We start from the raw sequence: 17,618 nt of genomic DNA on the forward strand, positions 1-17,618 counted from the left end.
TCGGCTCGGCCTGACCTGAATCTCAACACACCCGAGGCCGGAGCTAATCTTCCTTCTCGCGCCCGAAGGCCACGCGCAGTTCGTCCTTGGCGCGCTCAAGCACTCGCCTGCGCGTGGCGGGCAGGTTCTTGCCGGCGCGGTTGATGTAGAAATTCAGCATCGACATGGCGGATTGGAAAGGTTCGGCCTTGCGGCGATGGCTGTGTTCGGCCGACCGTTTGAGCGAGGCGGCGATCTTCCTGGCATCGTCGGACTCGAAGACGTGATCCTCGAGATCCATGGCGTCGCTGTGCTCGGTCACCTCGGCCGACCATTTCTGCCTGGCAGCGGTCATGGCTGGGACTCCTTTGCGGCTTGATGATCGGAAAACTCCAGACATCGGCGTCGGTTCCCGCTTTCTTGTCCGCTCTGGAGCCACGGATTTGCCCGCCGTGGCGCTGCTGCGTCCCGAGAATGCGCCGATAGTGGCGCAAACGGCAGCCGGTTTTCGTAACCGTCGACAGGAAACGCCTTTGACCCGAACCGACTTGAGCCGGCCGAGCCCCGGCATCGACAGTTCCTACGCCTGGATGCGCCTGGCCATCTCGATTGTGCTGGCGACGATCGGTGCGGTCGGCATGTGGGCCGTCGTGGTGGTGCTGCCTGCGGTGCAGGCCGAGTTCGGCGTCGACCGCGCCGCGGCATCCATGCCCTACACAGCGACCATGGTGGGCTTCGCCGCCGGCAATGTGCTGGTCGGCCGCGCCATCGATCGCATGGGGTATTGGATCCCGGCGCTGATTTCCTCCGTAGCACTCTCGGCTGGCCTCCTGCTTGCCGCACTTTCGACCTCGATCCTGCAATTCACCCTTGCCCAGGGTGTGCTGATCGGTGTCGGCACGTCAGTGATCTTCGGGCCGCTCATCGCCGACATCTCGCACTGGTTCAACCGCCGGCGCGGCGTCGCGGTAACGGCGGCGGCGGCCGGCAATTACCTCGCCGGCGCGCTCTGGCCGACCATCATGCCGACGCTGATCAAGGTGGAAGGCTGGCGCTTCACCTATGCGGCCATCGGCATCTTCTGCCTGGTCACCATGGTGCCGCTGGTGCTGATGCTGCGGCGCGGCGCTCCGGAGGCTGCCGCTGCTGGGTCGCCGGGAAGCCGGTCTGTGCAACCGATTCCAATGTCGCCGGCGGCGCTGCAGGCGCTGCTGGTTATCGCCGGCCTTGGCTGCTGCGTGGCGATGTCGATGCCGCAGGTGCACATCGTCGCCTATTGCATGGATCTTGGATACGGCATTGCGCATGGCGCCGACATGCTGTCGATCATGATGGCGGCGGGCGTCGTCAGCCGGCTTGCCTCGGGCTTCATTGCCGATCGTATCGGCGGCGCCAAGACCCTGGTCATCGGTTCGGTGCTGCAATGCCTGTCGCTGCTGTTCTATATTCCGTTCGACGGGCTCGCCTCGCTCTATGTCGTGTCGCTGGTGTTCGGCCTGTCGCAAGGCGGCATCGTGCCCTGCTATGCGATCATCGTGCGCGAATATCTGCCGGCCAAGGAGGCCGGCCAGCGTATCGGCATCGTCATGATGGCGACGATCTTCGGCATGGCGATCGGCGGCTGGATGTCGGGCTGGATCTACGACCTGACCGGCTCCTACGCCGTAGCCTTCCTCAATGGCATCGCCTGGAATTTGCTGAACATAGTGGCGATAGGGCTGTTCATGTGGAAGGCAAGGGGCAGGGCCGTCATGGCAGCCTGAGGCGCGCCTCGGCTTGACAATGGGCAAGGGCTGCGCGACCCCAGAGGCAAGGGTTGCGGCAACAGGCCGGTGAGATGGCGACAGCTCAGATGATCGTATTGCGGGCGCGCTTCGGCGGCCATATGCGCGGGCGGTGGCCTTGATCAAGCCGCGCTCGCGCCGGGGCGGCGGCCGCCCGACCATATCGGATGTCGCGCGCAAGGCCGGCGTCGGCGCCATCACAGTGTCGCGGGCGCTGCGCGAGCCGGAGCGCGTCAGCCAGGATCTGCGCCGCCAGATCCAGGCCGCCATCGACGAACTCGGCTATGTGCCGGACCCCAATGCGCGGGCGCTGGCTTCGGCGCGTGCCGAGGTGTTCGGCGTGCTGGTGCCGTCGCTCACCAACAACGTCTTCGCCGAGGTGGTGCGCGGCATCTATGACAGCCTGTCGGACAGTCCGTTCCGCATCCAGCTTGGCAACACCCACTATTCCGGGCTCGAGGAGGAGCGGCTCTTGCAGCTGTTCGGCTCGCAGCGGCCGGCAGCATTGATCGTCGCCGGCATCGACCAGACGCCAACCTCGCGAAAACTTCTGGAGAATGCCGGCTGCCCGGTGGTGCAGGTGATGGAGACCGGGCCCGATCCCATCGACATGATGGTCGGCTTCTCGCATCTCGACGGCGGCAGGACGGCGACCGAGCACCTGATCGAGGTGGGGTATCGCCGCATCGGCTTCATCGGTGCGCGCATGGACCCGCGCTCGCAGCGACGCCTTGCCGGCTACCGCGCGGCGATGGAGAAGGCCGGACTGTTCGATCCGCGCCTGATCACCACCACGCCGGTGCTGTCCAGCGTGCCGCTCGGCCGCGAATTGTTCCGCGATGCCCTGGCCAAGATGCCGACGCTCGACGGCGTGTTCTGCAACAACGACGACATCGCGCTCGGCGTGCTGTTCGAGTGCCATCGCGCCGCGATCGATGTGCCCAAGACCATCGGCATTGTCGGTTTCAACGATCTCGACATGATGCAGGTGGCGTTTCCCTCGATCACCAGCATCCGCACCTACCGCTACGAAATCGGCAGGCGGGCCGTCGCCATGGCGCTGGCGGCGATCGCCGGTGACCGACCGCAGGAGCGGGTCGTCGATCTCGGCTTCGAGCTCAAGCGCCGCGAGAGTACAGCCCGCTGAACCCGCTTTTTAGAAGGCGCTCAAATGGCGCTTTACACAACGCTATGGTAGCGCTACCATTTTTCAGAACGAGCCTCGTGTCCGAAGTGTTCCGCTTGTTTATTATACATAAGCAACAGCTCACGCTTGTTTATTATGTATAATATGATAGTTTTTCTTCGGTCGATGGGGACGGCAAAGGGGAGGTTGGCGCGAAGGTCGTTGGCACCTGACAGGCGTGACTGGGCAAGGCGGGAGGGCCTGCCGGAAACGCGGGAATTGCATAAAACTGAAGCAACAAATCAGAACTGCAATCGGGAGGATTATCGATGATCAAGTCACTCGTCGGTGGCATCGTTGCCGCCACTGCATTCGTAATGTTGAGCTCGTCGGCGATTGCTGCGGGTCCCGAAATCGTCAAGGGTCCGGCTGCCGAGCCTGACTGTTTCGCGCCCTGGGCAGCCGACACGCAATTCTTCAAGTTCCCCAAGAAGGCCGGGCCGTACCGCATCGCGCTGGCCAACGGCTATATCGCCAACACCTGGCGCATCCAGATGGTGCAGACCGCAAAGGCCTATGCGGCACAGAAGGACGTCGCCGCGAAGCTGAAGGAATTCAAGGTCGTCTCGACCGGTGAGGACGTGCCGGCGCAGATTTCGGCGATCAACAACTTCATCGATTCCGGTTATGACGCGATCGTTGTCAACGCGCAGAACCCGACCGCATTCGGGCCTGTGATCAAGCGCGCCAAGGAAGCCGGCGTCGTGCTGGTTGCCTTCGATAACATTCTCGACACCAAGGACGCCATCAACGTCAATGTCGACCAGAAGGGTCTTGGCGAACTATGGGGCAAATGGTTGATCTCCCATGTGCCGAATGGCGGCAAGATCCTCGAAGTGCGCGGCGTTGCCGGGACCTCGGTCGACACTGATCGCCACAACGGCATCCACGAGGTTCTCGATGCCTCCGGCAAGAAATGGGCCGTCACCGAGGTCGTCGGCAAGTGGGATGACGGCGTCGCGCAAAAAGCTTCGGCCGATGCGATCGCCACCAACGGCCCCTTCGACGGCGTTACCGGGCAGGGCGGCGACACCGGTATCGTGCAGGCGATGATCGATGCCAAGCATCCCTTCGTGCCGTTCGGCGGCGAGACCGAGAACGGCTTCCGCAAGTTCTGCGCGGCCCACGCGGCCGACGGGTTGAAATGCTCGTCAGCCGGTACCGGTCCGGCGCAGGTGGCGGTTGCCATCAAGACGGCGATCGCAGCGCTTGAAGGCAATGTCGTCCCGCAGTCGGTCAAGCTGCCGCTTGCCATCGTCGAGGATCCGAACTTCAAGGCAGGTCAGGATTTCTTCCCCGACCAATCCGACAATTTCTTCGTCGGCAATTCCTTCCCGACCTGCGGCATTAATTTCACCGCGCAGGAAATCATGGGCCAGACCAAGGCGGACCAGTAGCTGCACTCCCGGCGCCGTGGGATCTCCCGCGGCGCCGGTCACCTGATATGCTGATGATCAAAGCGCCCCGGGGAGGGCCGATGGACAGTGCGGTTCCGCTCTTCCGGATGGAAGGCATATCCAAGCGCTATGGTGGCGTGCGAGCTCTGGAAAAGGCGGAGCTTGTCGTCACAGCCGGCAGCATCCACGCCATCCTTGGCGAAAACGGCGCCGGCAAGTCGACATTGATCAAGGTCATGGCCGGTGTCGTGGCGCCTGATGAGGGCCGCATGACGCTGGATGGCCGGGAGGTGACCTTCCTGTCGCCGGCCGCCGCCAACCAGGCAGGCATCGTTTGCATCTTCCAGGAGCTGTCGCTGGTTCCAGATCTCAGCGTCGCCGACAACATCGTCATTTCCGATCCGCCCAAACGCTTCGGCATGATCGACCGCGGGGCACAGCGACGCATCGCCGAGGAGGCGCTGGCGCGCGCGGGCGCGGCCGACATCCATCCGCTGGCGCTGGTCAAGGATCTGCCGCTGTCGCGCCGGCAGATGGTCGAGATCGCCAAGGCGCTGGCCAGGAAGCCGCGCATTCTCATCCTCGACGAGGCGACCTCGGCGCTGACGGCGGCGGATGTCTCGAAGATTTTTGGCGTCCTGAAGCGGCTGCGCGCGGAAGGGCTGGCACTGCTCTACATCTCGCACCGCATGAACGAGATCGCCGAACTTGCCGATCAGTGCACGGTGTTCCGCAATGGCCGCAATGTCGCCAGCTACAAGGCCGGCTCCAAGAGCGACAATGAGGTGGTCGAATTGATGATCGGCCGCGAATACAGTCACATCTTCCCGCCCAAGCCGGCGGCCGTGCCGGCTACAGCCGCACCCAGGCTTGAAGCCCGCAAGCTCTCCTGGACCGACCGGCTGCACAACATCTCGCTGACCGTCAGGGCAGGCGAGGTGGTCGGCCTCGGCGGTCTCGACGGCCAGGGCCAGCGCGAATTGCTGCTAGCCTTCTTCGGTGTGCTGCGCGGCCTTTCCGGCGAGGTGCTGATCGACGGCAAGCCGGTGGCGATCAGCAGTCCCGCGGCGGCCCGCGAGGACCGTATCGGGATGGCGCTCATTCCTGAAGACCGCAAGACCGAAGGACTGATGCTGCCGATGACAGTGCGCGAGAACCTGTCCTTCGCCGCGCTCGACCGGCTGTCCAAAGGCGGCATCATCGACCGCGCCGCCGAGCAGCGGCTGATCGACGACATGGTCGGCCTGCTCGCGATCAAGACGGCGGGTCTCGATATCCCGGTCGGCGCGCTGTCGGGCGGCAACCAGCAGAAGGTGGTCATCGCCAAATGGCTGATGCGCCAGCCGCGCATCATCCTGCTCAACGATCCGACGCGCGGCATCGATGTCGGCACCAAGCAGGAGCTCTATCAGCTGATGCGCAAGCTGGCGGACGCCGGGGCCGCGATCCTGTTCTATTCGACCGACTATGACGAGCTGATCGGCTGCTGCGACCGCGTGCTGGTGCTCTATGACGGCGCGGTCAAGCGCGAACTGGTCGGCGCCGAGATCACCGAGCGGGCGCTGATTGCAAGCGCGCTCAACATCCATGGCGAGGAGAGCCCGGTGGGCCTGGGAGCAAGCGCGTGAAGGATTGGCGCTACTGGCTGGCGGAGCAGCGCGGAACGCTGCTGGCGCTCGGCATCTTCATCGTCATGTTCATCATCTACACCTCGAACCATCCGGCCGGCTTCACCGCCAATGTGGTGCAGACGGCGGCGAACAAGGGCGTGCTGCTCGCTTTCGTCGCCATGGCGCAGACGCTGGTGGTGATCACCGCCGGCATCGACCTATCCGTCGGCATGATCTTTCTCCTGACCAACTGCCTGGCCTCCTGGCTGGTGGTGGGCACGCCCATGCAGACGACGCTCGGCGTCATCGCCGTGCTGGCGGTCGGTCTTCTGTGCGGCGCCGTCAACGGCGCCATCGTCATCTACGGCCGGCTGCAGCCGATCGTCGCCACCATCGCCACCGGGGCCGTCTATTACGGCATCGGCCTTTTGCTGCGGCCCTTCCCGGGTGGCTCGGTCAATGAGGATCTGGCCGATGCGATGACCGGACGCGTCTTCGATGTGGTGCCGGCGAGCCTCGTCGTGCTGTTCGCCATCGTGTTGTTGATCTGGGTGCCGTTCAGCCGCTCGGTGCTTGGCCGCGCTGCCTACGCTGCAGGATCGTCGGAGACGGCGGCCTATATGTCGGGCGTGCCGATCAGGCGCGGCAAATTCGCCGCCTACACGCTGGCCGGGCTGCTGGCGGCGATCGGCGGGCTGTTCCTGACCTTCTTCACCTATACGGGCGATGCTGCCTATGCCAGCGGCAACGCCTACACGCTGTTTTCGATCGCCGCCGTGGTGTTGGGCGGCGTCTCGCTGTTCGGCGGCAAGGGCAGCGCCATCGGCGCCATCTTCGGCGCGCTGGCCTTCCGCACCATTGGCGACCTGTTGTTCGTGTTCGATTTCGATCCGCTCTGGCAGCCGCTGTTCCAGGGCGTTATCCTGCTGATCGCGGTCAGCCTCGGCGCCTTCGCCCTGTTTCGGGTCCGCAACCGGCTGGAGTGGTTCCTGTGAGCGAAACGACATTGGGCGGTATCGCCGGCCGCATGCCGAAATTCATCCGCCGCGCCGATCCGGCGGTGCTGACTGCGTTCGCCTGCATCGTGCTGTTGCTGTTCCTCGGCAGCCTCTATTCCAGAAGCTTCCTGTCGCCTGAATATCTGCTGCAGCAATTGAAGGTGGCCTCGTTCCTCGGCGTCATCGCCACCGGCATGATGCTGGTCATCCTGCTCGGCCAGATCGACCTGTCGGTGCCATGGTCGGTTGCGGCGGGTGCGATGATGGCCTGCGCGGCGGCGGCCTACGGTCCGCTCGGCGTGGCGCTGGCCATTCCGTTCGGCATCTTCTGCGGCGTGCTGATCGGCATCGTCAACGGCATCGGCGTCGCCTATCTGCGCATTCCCTCGATGATCATCACGCTCGCCACCAACGCCGTCGCGCAAGGGCTGATGGTGGTCTACACCGGCGGCTTCTCGCCCCAGGATTCGGCCACGGGTGCGATGCGCTACCTCGCCACCGGCTTTGCCATTCCGGGCGTTCCCAACGCCGTCATCATCTGGGCGCTGATCGGGACCGCGATGGTCTTCGTGCTGACCCGCACCGGCTTTGGCCGCACCGTCTACGGCATCGGCAACCGCGAGCGCGCCGCGTATCTCTCCGGCATTGACACAAGGCGCGTGGTGATGATCGCCTTCGCCGTCTCCGGCGGGCTGTCGGCCTTCGGCGGCGTGCTGCTGGCCGGCTATGCCTCGAAGGCGGCGCAGTCGATGGGCGATGCCTATCTCTTGCCGTCGATCGCCGCCGTGGTGCTTGGCGGCACCTCGATCCTGGGCGGGCGCGGCTCCTATCTCGGCACCGTCGCCGGCGTCATCCTGATCACGCTGCTGCAATCCATCCTGTCGGTCATGCAGATGCCGGAGGCGGGGCGGCAGATCATTTATGGCGTCGTCATCGTCGCCATGCTGCTGCTCTACGGCCGCGCGCCGGCAAGCCGCTAGAGCCGGATGATTTCAGGCCGAATCGCCCTGAAATCTGAATCCTCCTCTAAATCAAGGAGATAGAGCATGATGTCGTCCGAAAACCGCTTCACACTTTTCGGCATCATGCTCTAGCCGTGGACGAAGAAGCAGCACAGGCGCCGGCGGGCGTTCCCGGCGCGGCGCCCCCGGCCATCGTGGTGATGGGTGTCGCCGGTTGCGGCAAGTCGGCTGTCGGCATCGCGCTGGCGGCCGGACTGGATGCCGTCTTCATTGAAGGCGACAGGCTGCATCCGCCGGAGAATGTGGCGCGCATGGCAAGCGGGGAGCCGCTCACCGACCAGTTGCGCGAAGGCTGGCTCGACGCCATCGGCGAGCGCATCGCGACGTCGATCGGCGAAGGGCAGGGCGTGGTCGCGGCCTGCTCGGCGCTGAAGCGCAGCTACCGCGAGCGCCTGCGCGGTTTTTGCCCCGACCTCATCTTCCTCTATCTGGAGATCGACCCGGCGACGGCGAGGCAGCGGGTCGCCAGCCGCAAGGGCCATTTCATGCCGGCAAGCCTGGTCGACAGCCAGTTCGCCATCCTTGAGCCGCCGCGCAGCGATGAGCGGGCGCTGACGATCGACGCGACGCGTCCCGTCGCCGATGTCGTCGCGGACGCAATGCATCTGCTGGCCAATTCATGAGCCGGTACCCGTCGCCTGTCATGGCATCGCCATGGGCGATCATGGAATCTTACGATGACAAACGCCGCCCCTGGCCGTCGATCTAAATCTGCGAGGACAGCTCGACCGGGAAATCGTCGTTATCGGCATCGCGCATGGCGGCGAGGCTTCTGTTATCGAGCACCTCGGCAATCGCCTGGCGCACTTCCAGCATCATGTGCCGGACCTGGCAGGTCGCCTCGTCGCAATCCTCGCAGCGCTGGTACTGCGTGCGGCTGGCGCAGGGTATCGGCGCCAGCGGGCCGTCCAGCACGCGTACGACATGGCCGATCTTGATCTCGGAGGCAGGGCGGGCGAGGCGATAGCCGCCTTCCTTGCCTTTGCGGCTCTGGACGAAGCCGGCATTGCGCAACTCGCCCAGGATGGCGTCGAGGAATTTCTTCGGGATGTTGTTGGCGACCGCGATGTCGTTGACGAAGGCCAATTGGCCGACCGGCAAGCCGGAAAGATGCACGAGGGCCTTGAGGCCGTATTTGCCTTTTTTTGTCAGCATGCCCGAGTCAACCCGTTGAAGCCCCAACCACCCCGCATCTGGCGGCTGTTTGTGTGCAAATAATGACGGTTTCGCCGCGCGATGATATTTCGCGAAAACAAGACGCCGAATGGCACGTTAGGCACAAACGCGTTGATTCTTTGTAACGTTTTGCCGGGATGGCGCCGTATTCGTCCCGGCGGATGGCAGAAACGAAGAAAGCCGGCTCATTGCCGGCTTTCCTCATCTGTTCAATCCATAAGGCAACCCGTCAGCGGCTGCCATAGGCCTGGTCGAGCAGGCCGCCCGGGGCGAAATGCTCTTTCTGGATCTTGTCCCAGCCGCCGAAGACGTCTTCCACAGTCAGCAGGCGTACCTGTGGGAAATCGGCCTTGTATTTGGCGGCGACGGCCGCATCACGCACCCGGTTGCCGTTCTGGGCGAGGATGTCCTGGCCCTGCGGCGTGTAGAGGAAATCGAGATAGGTCTTGGCCAGTTCGCGCGTGCCGTGCTGGTCGGCGACCTTGTCGACGATCGCCACCGGGAATTCGGCGAGCAGGCTGACCGAGGGCGTCACCTGCTCGAACTTGTCGTCGCCGTACTCCTTGCGGATGCCGCGCGTCTCGGATTCGAAGGTGATCAGCACGTCGCCGATCTCGCGCTGCACGAAGGTGGTGGTCGCGGCGCGGCCACCCGTGTCGAAGATCGGCACGTTGTTGAACAGCTTGGTGATGAACTCCTTCACCTTGGCGTCGTCGCCCTTGAAGGCTTCTTTAGCGTAGGCAGTGGCCGCCAGATAGGTGTAGCGCGCATTGCCGGAGGTCTTCGGGTTGGGGAAGATCACCTGCACGTCGTCGCGCACCAGATCGTTCCAGTCCTTGATGTGCTTGGGATTGCCGGCGCGCACAAGGAACGAAGGCAGCGAATAGAAGGGCGAGGCATTGTCGGGAAAATCCTTCTGCCAGTCGGCGGAGACGAGCCCTTTCTTGACCAGGAAATCGACATCGGTGACCTGGTTGAAGGTGACGACATCGGCGCCAAGGCCCTCGGCGATGGCGCGCGCCTGCGCCGAGGTGCCGGCATGCGACTGGTCGACGGTCACGCCCGGATGTCCGGCGACGAAGGCCTTGTTGACCTGGACGAACAGTTCGCGGCCAACGTCATAGGAGGCGTTGAGCAGCTTGTCGGCCGACCAGGCTTGGGAGGATGCGAGGAACAGGCCGGCAACAGTGGCAACGCCGAGGAAAAATCGCTTCATGAAAAAGGCTCCGGATGCAATGCGTATGCTAACCATAGCCGTGGCGCAGGGGGCGGGGCGAGGCATCGAGGCGAGGGCCTGGGTCTTGTTGCTAGAAAAACTGTTGCCCGAACAGGTGGATCGTAGGATTTTCTTTCAAGAGGGTCATGCTGTATTGCGGATGAAAGATTAGGTCACTGCCATCGGGCGAGATGTCCCTTTGGCATACCAAAGTCGCCGTGGTCTCACGCCGCCGGAAACAGCTTCCAACGCCCCGGACGGAACGCCACCCGGCTCTTCTGGGCCGCGGGATGGCCGACAGGCAGCTCGATCTCGACCCGCTGGCGCTCGCCGCCGATTTCGAGTTCGACGCGCCGTGTGCCGGCGACGCGGCGACTGGCTGCGACCGTGCCGGCGATGCAGCCGCTGCAGCCGTCGAGCAGTTCGACATCGTGCGGGCGAAAATACAGCGTCGCCTCGCCCTCGGGCGCGTGCGGCGCCGACAGGCCGATCGGGCGGTCGGCGAGCCAGATCTCGCCATTCTCGACCTTGACGGGAAGCGAGCTCGATTCGCCGATGAAGCCGTAGACGAAGGGCGAGTTCGGCGTGTCGTAGATATCGTCGGCGGTGCCGACCTGTTCGATGCGGCCCTGGCTCATCACCACGACGCGGTCGGCAAGCTCCAGCGCCTCTTCCTGGTCGTGGGTGACGAAGACGGTGGTGTGGCCGGTGCGGTCATGGATCTCGCGCAGCCAGCGGCGCAGTTCGCGACGCACCTGCGCATCTAGAGCGCCGAACGGCTCGTCGAGCAAAAGCACCTTGGGTTCGATCGCCATGGCACGCGCCAGCGCCACACGCTGGCGCTGGCCGCCGGAGAGCTGTGCCGGATAGCGCTTTTCCAGCCCCGAAAGCTGGACGAGGTCGAGAAGCTCGGAGGCGCGGCGGCGGATTTCCTGCGCCGGTGGCCGCGAGGACCCGTGCCGGACTTTCAGGCCGAAGCCGATATTGTCGGCCACCGTCATGTGCCGGAACAGCGCATAGTGCTGGAAGACGAAGCCGACATTGCGCTCCTGGATCGACTTCTGCGAAGCATCCTCGTCGCCGAAGAAGATCTTGCCGCGCGTCGGCCGTTCCAGCCCGGCGATCAGCCTGAGCAGCGTCGTCTTGCCGGAGCCGGACGGCCCCAGCAAGGCGATCAGCTCGCCCGACTTGATGTCGAGCGACACGTCATGGAGCGCCGGAAACCGCTCGAACTCCTTGCGCACGTTGGCAACGCGAACTTCCATACAAATCCCTTTGTAGTTGATGCATGTCGTTGTCCCAAAACCGGCTCCCACTTTTGGGCGACATGCATTTAGTCAGTGTCCGCGCGTCGCGGCGAGTTCGGCGCCGTAGCGCATCTCGAGCAGTGTTTTCAAGACCAGCGTGACGAGCGCCAGCCCGGCAAGCAGTGAAGCGACGGCAAAAGCACCGACGGCATTGTACTCGTTGTAGAGGATTTCGACATGCAGCGGCATGGTGTTGGTCAGGCCTCTGATATGGCCCGACACCACCGACACCGCACCGAATTCGCCCATGGCGCGCGCGTTGCAAAGCAGTACGCCGTAGAGCAGGCCCCATTTGACGTTGGGCAACGTGACATACCAGAAGGTCTGCCAGCCATTGGCGCCGAGCGAAAGGGCGGCCTCCTCGTCGCCATTGCCCTGTTCCTGCATCAGCGGGATCAGTTCGCGAGCGACGAAGGGGAAGGTGACGAAGACGGTGGCCAGCACAATGCCAGGCACGGCGAACAGGATCTGGATGCCATGCGCCTTCAGCCACTCACCGAGCAACCCTTGCGCGCCGAACAGCAGCACATAGACCAAGCCCGAGATGACCGGCGAGACCGAGAAGGGCAGGTCGATCAGCGTGGTGAGAAACGCCTTGCCCTTGAACTCGAACTTGGCGATCGCCCATGCAGCGGAGATGCCGAAGACGACATTGAGCGGCACAGAGATCGCTGCGACCAGCAGCGTCAGACGGATGGCCGAGCGAGCGTCCGGCTCGCCCAATGCCAGCGTATAGGCACTGATGCCTTTCGCCAGCGCCTCGTGGAAGACGATGATCAGCGGCAAGAGCAGGAAGACGCCGAGGAAGACAAAAGCGATCGCCATCAGCACGGCTTGCGCGGGACGGCTTTCCGTCACCGCCGCCGAGCGGCTCTCATGGTAGGGTTCGTAGGATTTGATTTCGGGATCAGCCATAGCGCTTGCGGCTCCATGTCTGCACGAGATTGACGACCAGAAGCATGACGAACGATAGAGCCAGCATGATCGCCGCGATCGCGGTCGCCGCCGGGTAATTGTATTCCTCCAGCCGGATGACGATCAGCAGCGGCGCGATCTCGGATTTGTAGGGCAGGTTGCCGGCGATGAAGATAACCGAGCCGTATTCGCCGACGCCGCGCGCGAAGGCCAGCGAGAAGCCGGTGATGATGGCCGGCGCCAGGCCTGGAAACAGCACGCGGGTGATGATCTGGAAGCGGTTGGCGCCAAGCGTGGCGGCGGCTTCCTCCACCTCCCTGTCGATCTCCTCCATGATCGGCTGCACCGTGCGCACGACGAAGGGCAGGCCGATGAAGACCAGTGCCACGACGATGCCAAGCGGCGTGTAGGCAACCTTGACGCCGAGCGGCATCAGCAATTTGCCGATCCAGCCATTCGGCGCATACAGCGTGGTGAGCGCAATGCCGGCGACCGCGGTTGGCAGGGCGAAGGGCAGATCGACCATGGCGTCGACGATGCGGCGGCCGGGAAAGCGGTAGCGCACCAGTACCCAGGCGACCAGCGTGCCGAAGACGACATTGACGGCCGCCGCGAGGAAGGCGGTGCCGAAGCTGATTTCCAGCGCATTGATGGTGCGGCGGTCGCTGGCGATCGCCCAGAATTCAGCCCAGCCGAGCGAGGCCGAGCGCCAGATCAGCCCGGACAGCGGAATGAGGATGACGAGGGTGAGGTAGGCAAGCGAGAAGCCGAGCGTCAATCCGAAACCTGGAATGACACTCGGCTGCCTGAATCGCCACCCCGCCTGAGCGGGTGCTGTGGTCATGGAGTTCTGGATCGTCCCTTCTCACTCAACCAGATTGTCGCCGAAGAAGCGCATTCACGGGCTTCTTCGGGCTCTGCCCAACCTCACTGGGCCGGCTTGTAGATCTGGTCGAATATACCACCATCGCCGAAATGATAAGGCTGCGCCTTCTTCCAGCCGCCGAAAAGCGGATCGTCGATGGAGATCAGCTTGATGTCGGGGGTCTTGGGCAGATCCGCCGGCGCCACCAGTTCGGGCTTGGCCGGACGATAGTGGTTCTTGGCGATGATCGTCTGGCCTTCCTTGGAATAGAGCCAGCCGAGATAGGCTTCGGCCACCTTGCGCGTGCCCTTGGCATCGACGTTGGCGTCGACGATAGCCACCGGCGGCTCGGCCAGGATCGATGTCGGCGGATAGACGATCTCGAAATTGTCGGCACCGAATTCGTCGAGCGCCAGATAGGCGTCGTTTTCCCAGCCGATCAGCACGTCGCCGATGCCCTTTTGCGCGAAGGTGACGGTCGAGCCGCGCGCGCCGGTGTCGAGAACCGGGGCATTGGCGTAGAGCTTGCCGACGAATTCCTTGGTCTTGGTTTCGTCGCCGCCATCATGGGCGTTGGCGTAAGCCCAGGCGGCCAGATAGTTCCAGCGGGCGCCACCGGAGGTCTTCGGATTGGGTGTGATCACCTGGGTGCCGTCCTTGACCAGGTCGCTCCAGTCGTGGATTCCCTTGGGATTGCCCTTGCGGACCAGGAAGATGATGGTCGAGGTGTAAGGCGCTGAATTGTTTTCGAATTTCTTGCGCCAGTCGGGATTGATCTTCTTCGATTTGGAGACGATTGCGTTGATGTCGCCCTCGAGCGCCAGCGTCACCACATCGGCGTCGAGGCCGTCGATCACGGCGCGGGCCTGGGCACCCGATCCGCCATGCGATTGCTGGATGGTGATCGCCTCGCCGGTCTCGGCTTTCCAGTGGGCGGCGAAGGCCTCGTCATAGGCCTTGTAGAGCTCACGCGTCGGATCATAGGACACGTTGAGGATGGTGGTGTCGGCAAACGCGAAACCGAGCGTGCCGAACTGGACAGATGTGGCGACCAGTGCGCCGAGCAGTTTCCGGAAATGAGGTTTGGTCATTTCTGCCTCCGTTGAACCCGGGCCAAATCTAGCGAATTGATAGAAATTAGATGCATCGAATGTTGCCTTTTTTGCCCTCCTGAAGAAAATCTTCGACGATCTCCTGCCGCATCGGGAAATATTTTCCTCGCCGGCGCCCGGCGCGGATTCGAGGTCCTAACTAGGGATGCGCGGTGCCGAGGCAAGGCCGCATGGTCCGGCAAATCACTCGGCGCTCACCGGGAAATCGAAGCGCTGGGTGGGAAGGGGCTCATGCCGGAGCGTATAGTGCCACCATTCCCGCGCGTAGTTCTTGAAACCGCCGGCACGCATGGCCTCGACGAGCAGCTTGCGGTTTGCTGTCGCTTCATTGCCGAGCGGGCGATGCGCCGTCTCGCTCGTCGGGTCGAAACAGTCGAAACCGCTGCCGAAGTCGAGCGTATCGGCATCGATGGCGCCGCAGGCGGGTTTGGCGACGGATGGGCCGTCGGCCCGCGCAATCGCGACATCGACGGTCGAACCGCGCGAATGGGTCGACAACTCACCAACATAGCCCTTGGCGATGAGGTCGCCACGCCGAACCCCGGGATACCATTGCGGATCGGGCGGCCCGCCTTGTCGCGTCCAGTCGCCCATGTCGGCGACGGCACGGGCAGGGCGGTAGCAGTCGAAGACGACCAGCGTCAGGCCTCGAGCGGCGATTGCCTGCTGGACGCCGGCAAGAGCTTGCGCCGCCTGCGAGGTGAGGATGCAGAGTGGTGCGTCGTAGCCGGTCACCTTGCGGTGCAGGAAATTGTCCGCGCCGGCGTAGCGGATGTCCTGGCGGATGGACGGGGCGATATCGACGAGGCGGACGAAGCCGGCGGGGAGGCCCTCGGCATGTGCCGGCAGAACGGAAGCGACAACCGTCAGCGCATAAAAGCCAACGCGCAGAATCGCCTGGCTCACTCTATTCAACGAACACTTTCACGCTGGCCGCTCGCCCGGCCGCGTCGATCACGGTCAGCGTCGAGTAACCGGTGCCGTCCGGTTGCCAGGTCGCGGTGCGGCGGCGGTCGATGCCAACCAGCGGTTTGCCGTTCGCAAGCCAGCGGAACGGCGCACGGCCGCCTTGCAGCTTGAGCACCAGCGGCGTGGCGTCGGCGGAATTCGTGGCGAGGTCGACGCGGGCGCCGTCCGGCGGGAAGATGATCGTCGGCGCGGGCTCGGTCGGCGTCGCCTGCACCAGGCCATCGGCGCCAGCGCCGAAGCGGGCGAGCGTCACCGGCAACTCCTCGCGCTTGGGGGTGAAGGCGCCGGGCGGCTTGCCCGGCAGCGGCACGGTCGCAAGGCCTGAGCGGACAAAGCCCTCGAACAGGATGGGAGCGGCCGAGACATAGCCGGAAAGGCCCGGCACGGCGCTGGCGTCCGGGCGACCGACCCAGACGCCTAAGACGTAGCGGCCGTCGAAGCCGACCGACCAGGCGTCGCGGTAGCCGTAGGAGGTGCCGGTCTTGTACGCGATGCCGCGCTGCAAGGCGCCTTCCGGTGGCTTGACCCCCGACAAGATGTCGATGATCTGCCAGTTCGCCTGGTCGTTGAGGATGGTGGCGGTGGTGCGCTCGGCATTCGTCGGCTCGGTGCCGTCATGCAGCGTGTGCGTCTTGCCGCCATTGGCGAGCCCCGTATAGAGCTGGACGAGATCGCGCAGCGTGACGCCAACGCCGCCGAGGCCGATGGCCAGGCCCGGCGCCTCGTTGACCGGCAGGATCGGGTTGACGCCGGCCTGACGGAAGCGCGCGGTCAGCCGCGCCGGGCCGACCGCATCGAGCACGCGGATCGCCGGCACGTTGAGCGACAATTGCAGTGCCTGCCGGACGCTGACATCGCCCTGATAGCCCATGTCGAAATTCTTGGGCCGGTAGCCGCCGAAATCGACCGGGCTGTCCTCGATCAGCGTTTCCTGCGCCACCAGCCCCTGTTCGAAGGCGAGGCCATAGATGAACGGTTTCAGCGTCGAGCCGGGCGAGCGCACGATCTTGGTCATGTCGATCCAGCCGGAGCGGCTGGCATCGAAGAAATTGGCCGAGCCGACTTCGCCCAGAATGTCGCCGGTGCGGGAATCGGCCAGCACCATGGCGACGGACAGACGCGGTCCGAGCTTGGTCGCGGCGTCCCTGGCCACCTGTTCCAGTCCTTCCTGAACGCTCTTGCGAATCGTCAGCTTGAGCGGCTCGCCGGGAACGGCCCTGGGCAGCATCGCATAGGCGGCGTGCGGGGCAAGCGCCGGCAAGGCGCGGCGCAGGCCCGACACGTCGTCAAGGGCGGCGCGCGCGGCCTCGCGTTCGCCGATCAGGCCGGACGAGACCATGCGGGTCAGCACGCGGTCACGGGCGGCATGGGCGATTGCGAGGTTGCGGTCGGGCCGGCGCTTCTCCGGCAATTGGGGCAACGCGACGAGCAGGGCGGCTTCCGAAACGGTGAGTCGCTTCGGCTCCTTGCCGAAATAGGCAAGCGAGGCGGCGCGCACGCCTTCGAGGTTGCCGCCATAGGGCGCCAGCGTCAGATAGCGTTCGAGGATCTCGCGCTTGGAGAGCCGCCGCTCGATTTGGATGGCGCGCAGCATCTGCTTGATCTTGGAGCCGAGGCTGCGGCTTTCGCGCGGCTCGATCAGACGGGCCAGCTGCATCGACAGGGTCGAGCCGCCAGAGACGATGTGGCCGCTGGCGGCGAACTGGCCGGCTGCGCGGCAAAGCGCCAGCACGTCGATGCCCTGATGGTCCCAGAAGCGTTTGTCCTCATAGGTGACCAGCATATCGACGAACTGCTTGTCGACCTGGTCGATCCGGGTTTCGAGCCGCCAGTAGCCGTCCGGCGTGGCGAAGGCGCGCAATAGCTGGCCGTCGCGGTCCTGGACTTCGGTCGAGACCGTGAGTTCCGCCGGCAGCGGCGGCGGGAAGGCGCGGTCGAGTTCCCAGAGGGTGGCGACGGACACCGCGAGAATGCCGGCGCAGGAAGCTGCGGCGATCGCTGCGCGACGGAGCAATTTTTGCGAGAGCATGGCGCCGCCCCTCATCCGGCTGCCGGCACGACGGCCCTTCGGGCGTTCGCCGT

17 protein-coding genes are annotated in these 17,618 nt (G+C 64.3%); 8 read left to right on the plus strand and 9 right to left on the minus strand.

Annotation, left to right across the window (positions count from 1 at the left end):
- Positions 1-43: 43 nt before the first annotated feature.
- Positions 44-334, minus strand: a complete 291-nt coding sequence (locus tag CK227_RS18260; RefSeq protein ID WP_179296478.1) for a DUF3175 domain-containing protein — start codon at positions 332-334, stop codon at positions 44-46.
- Between the two features lie 178 nt (positions 335-512).
- Between CK227_RS18260 and CK227_RS18265 the strand changes: the two genes are divergently transcribed.
- The 7 genes from CK227_RS18265 (at position 513) to CK227_RS18295 (ending at position 8,599) form a co-directional block, all read left to right on the plus strand.
- Positions 513-1,742: an MFS transporter gene (locus CK227_RS18265; RefSeq protein ID WP_095773857.1), complete on the plus strand. Its 1,230-nt coding sequence runs from the start codon at positions 513-515 to the stop codon at positions 1,740-1,742.
- A gap of 139 nt (positions 1,743-1,881) precedes the next feature.
- On the plus strand, positions 1,882-2,910 hold the full coding sequence (locus CK227_RS18270; protein WP_095774026.1) for a LacI family DNA-binding transcriptional regulator: 1,029 nt from the start codon (positions 1,882-1,884) through the stop codon (positions 2,908-2,910).
- Between the two features lie 308 nt (positions 2,911-3,218).
- Entirely contained in the window at positions 3,219-4,346 is a 1,128-nt protein-coding gene (locus CK227_RS18275) for a sugar ABC transporter substrate-binding protein (protein WP_095773858.1), read from the plus strand.
- 80 nt (positions 4,347-4,426) lie between these two features.
- Positions 4,427-5,974 carry a sugar ABC transporter ATP-binding protein gene (locus CK227_RS18280; RefSeq protein ID WP_095774027.1) on the plus strand — a complete coding sequence of 516 codons (1,548 nt, stop codon included), beginning with the start codon at positions 4,427-4,429 and terminating at the stop codon, positions 5,972-5,974.
- Entirely contained in the window at positions 5,971-6,951 is a 981-nt protein-coding gene (locus tag CK227_RS18285; protein WP_095773859.1) for an ABC transporter permease, read from the plus strand. Before CK227_RS18280 ends, CK227_RS18285 begins: the two co-directional genes overlap by 4 nt.
- A complete protein-coding gene (locus CK227_RS18290; protein WP_095773860.1) occupies positions 6,948-7,934 on the plus strand; it encodes an ABC transporter permease in 987 nt (328 codons plus the stop codon). Before CK227_RS18285 ends, CK227_RS18290 begins: the two co-directional genes overlap by 4 nt.
- A gap of 116 nt (positions 7,935-8,050) precedes the next feature.
- Positions 8,051-8,599, plus strand: a complete 549-nt coding sequence (locus CK227_RS18295) for a gluconokinase (protein ID WP_095773861.1) — start codon at positions 8,051-8,053, stop codon at positions 8,597-8,599.
- An 82-nt stretch (positions 8,600-8,681) separates the two neighbouring features.
- Here the strand turns inward: CK227_RS18295 and CK227_RS18300 are convergent, their stop codons facing one another.
- Both CK227_RS18300 and CK227_RS18305 read right to left on the minus strand, forming a co-directional pair.
- Positions 8,682-9,131 (minus strand): Rrf2 family transcriptional regulator, encoded by a 450-nt coding sequence (locus CK227_RS18300; protein WP_095773862.1) that lies wholly within the window; start codon positions 9,129-9,131, stop codon positions 8,682-8,684.
- Between the two features lie 250 nt (positions 9,132-9,381).
- On the minus strand, positions 9,382-10,368 hold the full coding sequence (locus CK227_RS18305) for a sulfate ABC transporter substrate-binding protein (RefSeq protein WP_095773863.1): 987 nt from the start codon (positions 10,366-10,368) through the stop codon (positions 9,382-9,384).
- Between CK227_RS18305 and CK227_RS36765 the strand changes: the two genes are divergently transcribed.
- Positions 10,367-10,540, plus strand: a complete 174-nt coding sequence (locus CK227_RS36765; protein WP_179296479.1) for a hypothetical protein — start codon at positions 10,367-10,369, stop codon at positions 10,538-10,540. The two genes, CK227_RS18305 and CK227_RS36765, sit on opposite strands and share 2 nt — an antisense overlap.
- A 52-nt stretch (positions 10,541-10,592) precedes the next feature.
- On the opposite strand, the gene CK227_RS18310 is transcribed toward CK227_RS36765, so the two are convergent.
- The 6 genes from CK227_RS18310 to pbpC form a co-directional block, all read right to left on the minus strand.
- Positions 10,593-11,633 carry a sulfate/molybdate ABC transporter ATP-binding protein gene (locus CK227_RS18310; RefSeq protein WP_010910344.1) on the minus strand — a complete coding sequence of 347 codons (1,041 nt, stop codon included), beginning with the start codon at positions 11,631-11,633 and terminating at the stop codon, positions 10,593-10,595.
- A gap of 72 nt (positions 11,634-11,705) precedes the next feature.
- A complete protein-coding gene (cysW, locus tag CK227_RS18315) occupies positions 11,706-12,590 on the minus strand; it encodes a sulfate ABC transporter permease subunit CysW (protein ID WP_095773864.1) in 885 nt (294 codons plus the stop codon).
- A complete protein-coding gene (gene cysT / locus CK227_RS18320) occupies positions 12,583-13,434 on the minus strand; it encodes a sulfate ABC transporter permease subunit CysT (RefSeq protein WP_095773865.1) in 852 nt (283 codons plus the stop codon). The genes cysW and cysT overlap by 8 nt, the downstream gene beginning before the upstream one ends.
- 83 nt (positions 13,435-13,517) lie before the next feature.
- The gene (locus tag CK227_RS18325; RefSeq protein WP_095773866.1) at positions 13,518-14,546 is read right to left on the minus strand and encodes a sulfate ABC transporter substrate-binding protein; all 1,029 of its coding nucleotides are present in this window, start codon (positions 14,544-14,546) and stop codon (positions 13,518-13,520) included.
- Between the two features lie 204 nt (positions 14,547-14,750).
- Positions 14,751-15,482, minus strand: coding sequence for a M15 family metallopeptidase (locus CK227_RS18330; RefSeq protein ID WP_095773867.1), 732 nt, complete (start codon positions 15,480-15,482; stop codon positions 14,751-14,753).
- Complete coding sequence (gene pbpC, locus CK227_RS18335; protein WP_245318174.1) at positions 15,475-17,565, minus strand: penicillin-binding protein 1C; 2,091 nt, start codon at positions 17,563-17,565, stop codon at positions 15,475-15,477. Before pbpC ends, CK227_RS18330 begins: the two co-directional genes overlap by 8 nt.
- Positions 17,566-17,618 lie beyond the last annotated feature (53 nt).

This window comes from Mesorhizobium sp. WSM4308 (genome assembly GCF_002294905.1).
Taxonomy (GTDB): domain Bacteria; phylum Pseudomonadota; class Alphaproteobacteria; order Rhizobiales; family Rhizobiaceae; genus Mesorhizobium.